Here is an 8,379-nt window from a genome sequence, read left to right on the forward strand (position 1 = left end):
GCCCCGCCCCCCGTCTCCCTCCTCATCTCCTTCCGCTGACCCCAGCAAAGCACCCGCCGAGGCCGCGTGGCGGCGGCTGTCCACAGCGGAGGCGGGAAGTACGACCGGGGTCCGGCGGCTGTGGACAGGCTTCCCGGGCGCCTCTGCGGACCTGGCAGCATGGCGGGGTGACAGCAGCAACGGACTCCTCTCTTTTCCCGCAGGTGCCGGACTCGGCCGACGCGGTGCTCGAAGGGCTCGACCCCGAGCAGCGCGAGGTCGCGACGGCTCTGCACGGTCCGGTGTGTGTGCTGGCCGGTGCCGGCACGGGCAAGACCCGCGCGATCACCCACCGGATCGCCTACGGCGTGCGCGCCGGGATTCTGCAGCCCGCGAGTGTGCTCGCTGTCACGTTCACGGCCCGGGCGGCGGGCGAGATGCGCGGCCGGCTGCGGCAGCTCGGTGCCGGCGGCGTCCAGGCCAGGACGTTTCACTCCGCGGCCCTGCGGCAGTTGCAGTTCTTCTGGCCGAAGGCCGTCGGCGGCGAGGTCCCGCGGCTGCTGGAGCGCAAGATCCAGGTGGTCGCCGAGGCCGCTGCCCGCTGCCGCATCCGGCTGGACCGCAATGAGCTGCGCGATGTCACCGCCGAGATCGAATGGTCCAAGGTCACCCAGACCGTGCCGGCCGACTATCCGGCCGCGGTCGTCAAGGCCGGCCGTGAGGCCCCTCGTGACCCGGCGGAGATCGGGCAGATCTACGGCACGTACGAGGAGCTCAAGCGGCAACGGGGCAGCATCGACTTCGAGGACGTGCTGCTGCTCACGGTCGGCGTGCTGCAGGACCGGCACGACATCGCCGAGCAGGTCCGTGCGCAGTATCAGCACTTCGTCGTGGACGAGTACCAGGACGTCAGCCCGCTCCAGCAGCGGCTGCTGGAGCTGTGGCTGGGGGACCGCGACCACCTCTGTGTGGTCGGCGACGCCAGCCAGACGATCTACAGCTTCACCGGCGCCACCCCCGACCACCTCCTCAACTTCCGTACCCGCCATCCGCAGGCGACGGTCGTCAAGCTCGTCCGTGACTACCGCTCCAGTCCCCAGGTCGTGCATCTCGCCAATGGTCTGCTCTCCCAGGCCAAGGGCCGCGCTGCCGAGCACCGCCTGGAGCTGATCTCGCAGCGCGAGGCGGGACCCGAGCCGGTGTACACGGAGTACGCCGACGAGCCCGCCGAGGCCGAGGGCACCGCCCGCCGGATCCGCGATCTGATCGCCTCCGGCGTGCCGGCCAGCGAGATCGCCGTGCTGTTCCGTGTCAATGCCCAGTCCGAGGTCTACGAGCAGGCGCTGGCCGATGTCGGTGTGCCGTATCAGCTGCGGGGGGCCGAGCGGTTCTTCGAGCGGCTGGAGGTGCGTGAGGCGGGCGTCAAGCTGCGGGGCGCTGCCCGCTTCGGCGGCAACGACGCGCTGCTCGACGACGCTCTGGACCTGCCGTCCGAGGTGCGGGCGGTGCTCAGCGACATGGGCTGGAGCAGCCGGCCGCCGGCCGGTTCGGGCGCGGTGCGGGACCGCTGGGAGTCGCTTGCGGCCCTGGTGCGGCTCGCCGAGGACTTCGCCCGGGAGCGGCCCGCCGCCACTCTCGCCGATCTGGTCGCCGAGCTGGACGAGCGGGCCAACGCCCAGCACGCCCCGACGGTCGAGGGGGTGACGCTGGCGTCCCTGCACGCGGCCAAGGGCCTGGAGTGGGATGCCGTCTTCCTGGTCGGCCTGACCGAGGGCATGATGCCGATCACCTATGCCAGGACCGAGGAACAGATGGAGGAGGAGCGCCGGCTGCTGTATGTCGGCGTCACCCGCGCCCGGTTGCATCTGGGCCTGTCCTGGTCGCTGGCGCGCTCTCCCGGGGGGCGTGCCTCCCGCCGCGCCAGCCGGTTCCTCAACGGCCTGCGGCCCGGTTCGGGGGCGGCACCCGGCCGCCGCACGCCGGGCGCGGTCTCCGGGGGCATCGAGCGCGGCGACGGGGTGGCGGCGGTGGCCCGGCGTCCCCGGCACCGCAGCCCGGCGCGCTGCCGGGTCTGCAACAGAACGCTGACGGACGCGGGCGAGATGAAGCTGATGCGGTGTGAGGGCTGCCCCTCGGAGCTCGACGAGGCGCTCTACGAGCGGCTGTGCGAGTGGCGGGCCGAGCAGGCCGCGCTTCTCCGGCAGCCCGCCTACTGCATCTTCACCGACAAGACACTGATGGCGATTGCGGAGGCCGTTCCGGGAACCGAATCGGAGCTTGCGGCCATCTCAGGAGTGGGGCGGCGCAAGTTCGACCGCTTCGGCAGTGACGTGCTGGCAATCTGTGCCGGCGAGGAGCTCGTGGGAGCCTCGGAAGAGGCGTCCGAAGGACCCGCGGAAAACTCGTCGGAAAAATAGTTTGCGCGCGCGGAGCGCAGCCCCATAGCCTTCGGAAGCAACGGAGACAACGGTTTCTTCCGAGATCCGCTCGATCCGTGTTGTACTTGAACGCCCTGGAACGGGATTCCCGGTCCACCGAGACGCCGAGAGGAGGCGAGCCCAGTGATCAGCTTCATTGAGACCAACAAAATGACCGATCTCTCGGTCGTCGCCGCCTGCCCGCTCGGCTCTTCGCTCCCTGGCACCGGTCTGTCCGGCTTCGGTCGCCTGTCCGGTACCGAGGTCGCGCGCCCCGAGTCCCTCGCTGTGCTGACGCGCAGTGAGCGCACCGCGCGACCGACCGAGGCACCTGCGGTAGCAGCAGCGGCACCGGCGAATGCCTTTGCCTTCGCGGCGGCCAACGGTGCCGAATCCCGGAAGCAGTACCAGACGCATGACATGTGGGCCCACCGCGGGCTCGAACCCTGGAGAGATCCAGCCTGATCGGCGCGATCAGGTCGGCACCTTCCAGGGCCGCGGAACCCACACCGGGATCCGCGGCCCTTTTGTTTGCCCAAGCGCCCGCCACCAGCCGGGCCGAACAGACGAGGAACACACCACCGTGCAACTCCAGACGCACACCCCGTCCGTAGCGACCGACCTGATCCCTCCGCCCGACCCTCAGGAGAACTCCTTGCTTCCCCTCACCGAGCTCGACGACGAGATCGACCGCCTCGGCGCCGCCGTTCCGTGCCGTACCTACGACCCGGAGGTCTTCTTCGCGGAGTCCCCGGCCGACGTCGAGTACGCCAAGACCCTGTGCCAGACCTGTCCCGTCCGTGAGGCCTGCCTCGCCGGCGCAAAGGACCGGCGGGAGCCGTGGGGCGTCTGGGGTGGCGAGCTCTTCGTCCAGGGCGTCGTCGTGCCGCGGAAGCGGCCGCGTGGCCGTCCGCGCAAGAACCCGGTTTCGGCATGAACGCCCTCGGTACAGGAACGATCGACCATCCCCTCACCCGGGATCCCCAGAAGCAGGACCTCACGATGAACCCCTCTCTCACCGACACCCCCGTCCCCGTGAACGTCGACGCGATCGAGTCGCGTCAGAACAGGAACCTCGCCATGCAACTCATCCCAGAAGCCCTGGCGCGTGCCCATATGCACGAACGCCTGCGGGAGGCCGAATCAGAACGCCGGGCCCATCGGCTCGCCGCCGCGCGGCGTATGCAGCGGCGTGCCGAGCGCGCGTCGCTCCGTGCCCGCCGTGCGCTGGCCATGGCCGTGATGCAGTAAGGCAGTAGGGCGCTGCGCTGCTGTCGCCCACCACGGGGTCCGTCCGACAGGGCGGGCCCCGTGGTGCGTGGGATCCCGCTTGCCGTGGTTGACGGGGATATCGTCGGACGGTGGACCAGAGCACGCATGAACAGGCGGGGTCGGCGGACGGGAACACGGTGTGTGCCGGCTGCGGCGCGGTCGCCGAGGGCACCCCGCCGACCTGGACGCTCTCCGTCGAGAACGGTGAGCGCCGCTACTACTGCGACACCTGCGCGCGGACGAACCTCCGTGCCATCGAGGGGCGCCTGGATTCGAGCTGGTGGTGAGGCCGGGCGTGTTCACCGGGACAGTGGGCCCGGGTAGGCGCACCCCGGGGCTGCCCGGCCGCTCCCGCAGCCGGGCGGGCCGTCCCCTCCCGCATGCCGGAGCGGGCGGCCGCCCCGGCATGCGGGCTCAGGCCGTGGTCTCTTCGACGGCCTCCTTGCCGAGGTCCGCACCGATGCGCGTGCCGCCCTCCGCGCCGAGGACGATGTCGGCTTCGGTGAGGTCCGGGCCGGGCGGCTCTTCCTCGGGTACGAAGCCGGGCAGCCAGGCCTCGAGTTCGTCACGCAGCCGTACCGCCGACCCCAGTTGGCACAGCACCCCGATCGTGCTCAGGGTGACCCGGTGGATCAACAGGTAGGCGGGTGGCAGATTGAGCTGCTTGCCCAACTGGTGGGCGGGGGAGCGCGGATCGCCGACCCGGGCCGCCTGATGGCGCATCCAGCTCCGGGTGAAGGTGAACTCTTCGGCCAGCGCCGGTTCGATGATCGGCTGCAGATACTCCAGCACCGCCTCCGGATCCAGCTCGATGGACTCCCTGACGAAGCCCTCCTCGCACAGCAACTGGTAGACGGCGTCCGCCTCGCCGTCGAGCGTCATCCGCAGCGAGGTGCCGATCGTCGGCGGCAGCCCCTCGGGCAGCCGGTCCACGGTGCCGAAGTCCAGCACCCCCAGCCGCCACTCCTCGACCGGGCTGTCCGGGCCGTCGGCCAGCAGCCGGAAGTTGCCCGGGTGCGGATCGGCGTGCAGCAGGCCCGTACGGGCGGGGCCGGAGAAGAGGAAGCGGGCCAGGAGCTGACCGGCCCGGTCCCGTTGCTCGTCCGTGCCGTCCGTGATCACCTCGGACAGCGGCAGCCCGTCCATCCACTCCGTCACCAGCACCTGGTCGCACTGGTGGACCACGGACGGCACCACCACGTCCGGGTCGTCGGCGAACTCCTCGGCGTGTGCCTGCTGGGCCTGAGCCTCCAGGGAGTAGTCCAGCTCCTCCGAGACCCGGTCGCGCAGCTCGGCGATCAGCGGTTTGACGTCCATGCCCGGCATCAGCGGGCCCAGCAGACGGGCGAACCGGCTCAGCTGCGTCAGATCCGACAGCAGCGCCTGGCCCGCGCCCGGATACTGCACCTTGACGGCCACCTCACGGCCGTCGTGCCAGACCCCCCGGTGCACCTGCCCGATGGAGGCCGCCGCCGCCGGCTTGTCCTCGAACTCCTCGAACAGCTCCCGCCACTCCTCGCCGAGCTGCTCGGCCAGCACCGCATGCACCGCGCTCGTCGGCATCGGCGGCGCCGCCTCCTGAAGCTTGGTCAGGGCGGCGCGGTAGGGGCCGGCGATCTCCTCGGGCAGCGCCGATTCGAAGACGGAGAGCGCCTGCCCGAACTTCATCGCCCCGCCCTTCAGCTCCCCGAGCACCTTGAAGAGCTGTTCGGCGGTGCGCTGTTGAAGCTCACGGCCGACGATCTCGGCGGATCTGCCGCCGATCCGCTTGCCCAGGCCCCAGGTGGCACGGCCGGCGAACCCCAGTGGCAGCGCGGCCAGCTTGGCGGTACGGGTGACCGCCTTGCGGGGAAGATCAGACATGCGCCCCTCCAACTCACACTGTCCCCCAACCGGGGTTACTCCGTCATTGTGGCGTGTCACGGCCGAGGATCCGAGGCGCCTGCCGCACACAGTGCAGCGGCAGCACCGCAGGCGCACTCCGGATGCGGCGCGATCGGCACCGTGCGCACCTCGGCACCCGGTGCGGCCAGCTCCCACCGCGCCCCTGTGCACGGCGGCAGTTCACCGTCGAGGAACGTCAGCGCCTGGAGGGCGGCGACGCCCGCGACCGTCGTTGCCAACGCGGCATCACAGGCCGGAACCGCGGGTGCACCGCGCCCCGACCGCCACTGCGCAAGCAGCCGCGGCCAGGCCGGCTCCGCGTCCGTGCGGCGCAGCTCGTCGCAGCGGGCACAGGCCGAACCACCGGGCAGCACCAGCGGACCCACCACTCCCGTGCCCTCGATCACCCCCGCGTAAAGATGCGGGATTCCGGCGGTCAGCAGCGGCTCGGACAGCACGGGGTCGGGGGCGTACGCGCCGAGGCCGTCGCGCGGGGCCAGCACCACCAGGGACAGACCCGGCTCACCGGACTCGCTGACCGGGACCCGCGGGCGCGGCGTACGGCTCCAGGGGGAGGACTGGCGCACCAGCCGTTGCGCGGCGGCGGCCCGCCGCTCACCGATCCGCTCGGCCGACAGCCCGCCGGGCAGCACGTCCTCCGGCTGGACCGTGCCGCCGTCGAGCACGTCCACCCGGCCGATCCCCGAGGCCGAGAGCAGCGCCGCGATCGCGGCACCGACCCGGCCCGCCCCCTTGACCCTGGCCCGGACCGCCCTGCGCGCCCCCATCCGGCCCAGGGCGCCCGCGGGCTCCGGCTGCCGCACCGAGAGGGATGCCAGGTCGGGCCGCAGCTGTGCGAAGGCGGCCTGGTCGGTACGTACGGCCTCGGCCGCCGGGCCGCCGGCAGTGGGAGCCTCCAGCAGCCCGGCCGCGCCGAGGCGTTCCACCACGCCGCGTACGTGCTCCGGCGGGAGGTCCAGTAACGCGGCCTCCTCGGTCAGTTGCTGCATGGTGCGGGTGCCGTCGATCAGCGACAGGAAGCTGCCGGTCGCGGTGTCGACCGGGCCGACCACCTTCGCATGGGCCGGAGCCACGCCGAACCGCACTGTTTCCCTGTCCCGCCAGCCGCGCCGCAGCGCGGGCTTGAGCATCGGATGTGTCATATCCGCCCCCGTTCATCGTCGTCCGGCCCCCAGCATGCGCCGTGCGGCGGATCGGTGCGGAAGTTATCCACAGGCGGTGGGCAGCAGTCGTACAAGCTGTGCACGCCATGGAGTGGTTCGGCGGCGAACCGACCGCGGGGCGGGACTTCCCGCAACGGCAGCGGGTAACGTCGGGCGCGTGCCCGCCGACCCTTCCGCTCACGGCTCAGGGGAGACACCTCTGCGTCGCGCCGCCGACCCCTCGCGCCGGACTGCCCCGAATCCCACGGTCCGTGCAGCGGGCACCAGCGCCGTCGAGGTGCGCCGCAGTTCACGACGGCGCAGAACGGTCTCCGCGTACCGCGAGGGCGACCGCACGGTCGTCCTGATTCCGGCCCGTATGTCCGAGGCCGAGGAGCGGCGCTGGGTCACCGTCATGCTGGACAAGCTCGCCGCCCAGGAGAGCAAGCGGATGCTGGGCGACGGCGAGCTGGCCGTGCGCGCCGGGCGGCTGTCCGCCCAGTATCTGGACGGCCGGGCCCGCCCGGCGTCGGTGCGCTGGGTGACCAATCAGAACACCCGCTGGGGCTCGTGCACGCCGGCAGAGGGCAGCATCCGTCTTTCCCACCGCCTCCAGGGCATGCCGGAGTACGTCATCGACTACGTCCTGCTGCACGAGCTCGCCCATCTGCTCGTCCCCGGTCACGGGCCCCGGTTCTGGAGCCTGCTGGACTCCTACCCCCGTACGGAACGGGCCCGCGGCTACCTCGAAGGGGTGGTCGCGGCCGACCGGCTGCCCCATCTGCCCGCCGCCCGCGGTGAATGAGCCCGCGACGCCACGACGCCCGCCGTGCCCCGGCATCGCCCGTTGTCGGCGCCAGCGGATAGCCTGGCCGCGCAGATGAACTCACAGCGCGAGCGGGGGACGGGCGTTACGTATGGCCAGGGAATTCCAGCGCGGCCACAAGGCCAAAATCGGTGATTTCACGGCGGGAACGGATCTGTACGTCGGCGTGCAGATCGCCGGGCCCGGCCTGACCTTCGACATCAGCTGCTTCGGTCTGGACGCCGACGAGCGGCTCTCCGACGACCGGTACTTCATCTTCTTCAACCAGCCGAAGTCGCCCGAGGAGTCGATCCAGCTGCTCGGCGCCCAGGCCGGCGACAGCGAGTCCTTCCGGGTCACCCTCGACAAGATCCCGCCGCACATCCGGAAGCTCTCCTTCACCGCCGCACTCGACGGCGCGGGCCAGGTCTCCCAGATCGGCCCCGGCTACCTCCGGATCGTGGCCGGCGGCGAAGAGGTCGCCCGCTACTCCTTCACCGGCAGCGAGTTCAGCACCGAACGCGCCGTCATGCTCGGCGACTTCTACCTCAAGGACGTCTGGCGGTTCGCCGCCGTCGGCCAGGGCTTCGACGGCGGCCTGGAGGCGCTGCTGAAGAACTTCGGCGGCGAGGTCGCCGAGGAGGAGAGCGCGGCGCCCGAGCCGTCCGCGGCGGCACAGGGCGCGCCCGGCTTCGCGTCGCCGTCCGGGCCGCCCGCCCCCACGCCGTCCTTCGGTGCGCCCGCCGCCGAGCCCGTACCGCAGCAGCCCGCGCCCGGTGCCGCGGCGCCCGCGGCCACATCGATACCGCCCTGCGCACCCTGGACCACTTCGACGGCCTGAACTTCGCCGTCCGCGCCA

Annotated in this window: 8 protein-coding genes and 1 pseudogene; 7 read left to right on the forward strand and 2 right to left on the reverse strand. The window is 71.7% G+C overall.

The window, feature by feature from the left end:
- Nucleotides 1-167: 167 nt before the first annotated feature.
- From EST92_RS29580 to EST92_RS29600, 5 genes are all read left to right on the forward strand, one after another.
- Nucleotides 168-2,396: an ATP-dependent DNA helicase UvrD2 gene (locus EST92_RS29580; protein ID WP_343283816.1), complete on the forward strand. Its 2,229-nt coding sequence runs from the start codon at nucleotides 168-170 to the stop codon at nucleotides 2,394-2,396.
- Nucleotides 2,397-2,540: 144 nt separating this feature from the next.
- The gene (locus EST92_RS29585) at nucleotides 2,541-2,861 is read left to right on the forward strand and encodes a hypothetical protein (RefSeq protein WP_129251200.1); all 321 of its coding nucleotides are present in this window, start codon (nucleotides 2,541-2,543) and stop codon (nucleotides 2,859-2,861) included.
- 118 nt (nucleotides 2,862-2,979) lie between these two features.
- Nucleotides 2,980-3,333, forward strand: a complete 354-nt coding sequence (locus EST92_RS29590) for a WhiB family transcriptional regulator (protein ID WP_006603241.1) — start codon at nucleotides 2,980-2,982, stop codon at nucleotides 3,331-3,333.
- Complete coding sequence (locus tag EST92_RS29595; RefSeq protein WP_129251201.1) at nucleotides 3,330-3,647, forward strand: hypothetical protein; 318 nt, start codon at nucleotides 3,330-3,332, stop codon at nucleotides 3,645-3,647. The genes EST92_RS29590 and EST92_RS29595 overlap by 4 nt, the downstream gene beginning before the upstream one ends.
- Before the next feature lie 110 nt (nucleotides 3,648-3,757).
- The gene (locus EST92_RS29600) at nucleotides 3,758-3,955 is read left to right on the forward strand and encodes a hypothetical protein (protein WP_129283771.1); all 198 of its coding nucleotides are present in this window, start codon (nucleotides 3,758-3,760) and stop codon (nucleotides 3,953-3,955) included.
- Nucleotides 3,956-4,082: 127 nt separating this feature from the next.
- Here EST92_RS29600 and EST92_RS29605 read toward each other — a convergent pair whose 3' ends face one another.
- A complete protein-coding gene (locus tag EST92_RS29605) occupies nucleotides 4,083-5,531 on the reverse strand; it encodes an AarF/ABC1/UbiB kinase family protein (RefSeq protein ID WP_129283772.1) in 1,449 nt (482 codons plus the stop codon).
- 56 nt (nucleotides 5,532-5,587) lie between these two features.
- Nucleotides 5,588-6,715 carry a ThiF family adenylyltransferase gene (locus EST92_RS29610; protein WP_254069131.1) on the reverse strand — a complete coding sequence of 376 codons (1,128 nt, stop codon included), beginning with the start codon at nucleotides 6,713-6,715 and terminating at the stop codon, nucleotides 5,588-5,590.
- 178 nt (nucleotides 6,716-6,893) lie between these two features.
- Here EST92_RS29610 and EST92_RS29615 point away from each other — a divergent pair, with 178 nt between their 5' ends.
- Both EST92_RS29615 and EST92_RS29620 read left to right on the forward strand, forming a co-directional pair.
- Entirely contained in the window at nucleotides 6,894-7,520 is a 627-nt protein-coding gene (locus EST92_RS29615; RefSeq protein ID WP_129283773.1) for a M48 family metallopeptidase, read from the forward strand.
- A gap of 112 nt (nucleotides 7,521-7,632) precedes the next feature.
- Nucleotides 7,633-8,295 (forward strand): annotated as a pseudogene (locus tag EST92_RS29620) (TerD family protein); the annotation flags it as partial.
- Nucleotides 8,296-8,379: the final 84 nt, after the last annotated feature.

The organism is Streptomyces sp. TM32, from assembly GCF_004122755.1.
Taxonomy (GTDB): domain Bacteria; phylum Actinomycetota; class Actinomycetes; order Streptomycetales; family Streptomycetaceae; genus Streptomyces; species Streptomyces sioyaensis.

Coding starts and splice junctions, on each gene's coding strand:
- EST92_RS29610 (WP_254069131.1), bottom strand. CDS start 6,715: ATGACACATCCGATGCTCAAGCCCGCGCTGCGGCGCGGCTGGCGGGAC.
- EST92_RS29605 (WP_129283772.1), bottom strand. CDS start 5,531: ATGTCTGATCTTCCCCGCAAGGCGGTCACCCGTACCGCCAAGCTGGCC.
- EST92_RS29595 (WP_129251201.1), top strand. CDS start 3,330: ATGAACGCCCTCGGTACAGGAACGATCGACCATCCCCTCACCCGGGAT.